At 41.8% G+C, this 2838-nt stretch carries 2 protein-coding genes; both read left to right on the forward strand.

The features are described from left to right. Positions 1 to 1758: DNA translocase FtsK (locus ABZB17_RS22000; protein WP_372653734.1), on the forward strand; the 1758-nt coding region annotated here is incomplete at its 5' end. A 100-nt stretch (positions 1759 to 1858) separates the two neighbouring features. Beyond that, positions 1859 to 2509, forward strand: a complete 651-nt coding sequence (locus ABZB17_RS22005) for an outer membrane lipoprotein carrier protein LolA (protein ID WP_372653736.1) — start codon at positions 1859 to 1861, stop codon at positions 2507 to 2509. The last annotated feature ends 329 nt before the right edge of the window (positions 2510 to 2838 follow it).

Below are 2838 nucleotides of genomic sequence, written 5' to 3' on the forward strand. Positions count from 1 at the left end.
GAAGAGGCGATAACAAAAATTATTGAGGATGACGACGATGTGGTGAAAGCCATTTTTGAGTCGGACGATGATGATGATTTGCCGATAGAAGAGCCGGTGATTGAGATAGAAGATGAAATTGAAATAGAAGAGCCGGAAGAGGAAAGTGGTGATGGTATTGAAGTGATTCCGATAAAAAAAGAGGATGACCTGAGTTTAACGGTTGCGCCAAAACTGGAGGAAGAAGAGTCGGATGGTGCAGAACCGGAGGAGCTGGAAGATTATGATCCAACACTGGATCTGGCAAGTTTTAAATTCCCTACGCTGGAATTGCTGGAAGATCATCAATTTGGTAATGCCGAAGTTAAAAATGAAGAGCTGGTAGCCAACAAGAATAAAATTGTTGAAACGCTGCGTCATTATAAAATCGAGATCACAAAAATACGGGCTACAATTGGGCCAACAATTACTCTTTACGAAATTGTTCCGGCACCGGGCGTACGAATCTCGAAGATTAAAAACCTGGAAGACGACATTGCCTTGAGTTTGGCGGCGTTGGGTATTCGTATTATTGCACCAATTCCGGGGCGCGGAACCATCGGTATCGAGGTGCCGAACCAAAATCCTGAAACGGTATCGATGCACTCGATTATTCGCTCGAAACGGTTCCAAGAGAGCAAAGCCGAATTACCGGTGGCATTGGGTAAAACCATTTCGAACGAGACCTTTATGTTCGACCTGGTAAAAATGCCGCACATTCTTGTTGCCGGAGCTACAGGTCAGGGTAAATCGGTGGGTATAAACGTGATTATTACTTCGTTGTTGTACAAAAAACACCCGTCGCAACTGAAGTTTGTTTTTATCGATCCGAAAAAGGTGGAGCTAAATATTTATTCGGTGCTTGAAAAACATTACCTGGCAAAATTGCCCGATTCTGAAGAGCCGGTGATCACCGATATTCAGAAAGTAAAAAATACGCTGAATTCGATTAACGTGGAAATGGATGCACGTTACGATTTGCTGAAAATAGCACAGGCACGTAATATTAAAGAGTATAACAGGAAATTTATATCGCGCAGACTGAATCCTGAAAAAGGACACCGGTTTATGCCCTACATTGTGGTGATTATTGATGAGTTTGCCGACCTGATTATGACTGCCGGAAAAGAGATTGAATTGCCGATTGCAAGGATCGCGCAGCTGGCAAGGGCTGTTGGTATTCATATGATTATTGCTACACAGCGTCCGTCGACCAATATCATTACCGGTGTGATAAAAGCGAACTTCCCGGCGCGTATTGCGTTTAAGGTGGCGTCGATGATCGACTCTCGTACCATTCTTGATTCGCCGGGTGCGAACCAGCTTATCGGGCGTGGAGATATGCTTATTTCGCAGGGAAGTGAAATGACGCGAGTACAGTGTGCTTTTGTTGATACGCCTGAAGTGGAAAAAATTGTTGCATTTATCGGCGATCAGCGTGGGTATCCAACTGCATTTTTGTTACCTGAATATGCCAGCGACGAGGAGCCCGGACCGGGAGAAGTGGATTTGCGAAACCGCGATGAGTTATTTGACGATGCAGCTCGCGTAGTGGTGATGAACCAGATGGGATCGACATCGATGATACAGCGAAAATTCTCAATAGGGTATAACCGTGCAGGGCGTTTAATGGATCAGCTGGAAGCTGCAGGTATTGTTGGGCCTAGTGACGGAAGTAAAGCGCGACAGGTTTTACTGCAGGACGAATATAGTTTGGAACAGTTATTGAATAGCTTGTAGAATTAATTTTTGAGGGTGATACGGAATCGGGATTTATACATTGGGTAGAAAAATCGTAGCGTTTTCATTTTCTGACAAAGAATAGTACAATAGTAAAATGATGAGAAGGATAGTATTTATGGTTGCACTTCTGATGGTGGCAACTTTAGGGTGGTCGCAGAGCGATGCAAAGGCAAAGAAAATTCTGGATGAGGTAAGTGCCAAAACCAAAGAAATAAAATCGATGTCGGCCAGTTTTGTTTTTTCGATGGTGAATAAAGAAATGGATATTGACGAAACGAATGCCGGTACCATAAAAATCAAAGGTCAGAAATATTGTGTGCAACTGCCCGATTTGGGAGTTGAAGTATTTTCAAATGGCGAAACTATATGGAATTACATGAAAGACGGTAACCAGGTAACTATTTCGAATATTGATGATGAAAGCAGTGAGCTGATGGATCCTTCGTCGTTATTCAGTATATACGAGCGCGGTTTCCGTTCGGAGTTTGTAGATGAAAAAACAGAAGGCGGTAAAACACTGTATCATATCAATCTTTTCCCTGATTCGGATACTTACGATGTAACAAAAATTGAAGTGGCTATCGACAAGGCTGAAATGATGATTCACTCGGCAACCCTGCACAGTACCGATGGAAACCTGTATGGAATCCTGGTAAAAGAGATGAATACAAATGCCGGTTTTGATGATTCGGAATTTGTTTTTAATGCTGCTGACCATGCTGATGTAGAAGTCATAGACTTTCGTTAGTCAGTACGTTCTATAAAAAGAAAAAGCCTTGTTTCGATGAAGAAGCAAGGCTTTTTTTATGGAGAAATACTGAATGACAAATATTGAATAAACAATGAAGAATATTCAATAAAGTTTTATGCTTATTTTCAAATATCTGGTATCAAGCTACTAGCTGCCAGGTGCGTGTTAAGAGTTTGTAACCAGTATCCAGTACAAAGGCAAAAAATATAAAGGATTTTACCACAGAGTTGCTCTGAGCAATCACAGAGTTTTACTGAGAACTGCACCGAAAGTTATGAACTACAATTTTACAATTTATCAGTTTAGCAATTCTAATATCCAGCATC

It is taken from the genome of Draconibacterium sp., assembly GCF_041583095.1.
Classification (GTDB): domain Bacteria; phylum Bacteroidota; class Bacteroidia; order Bacteroidales; family Prolixibacteraceae; genus Draconibacterium.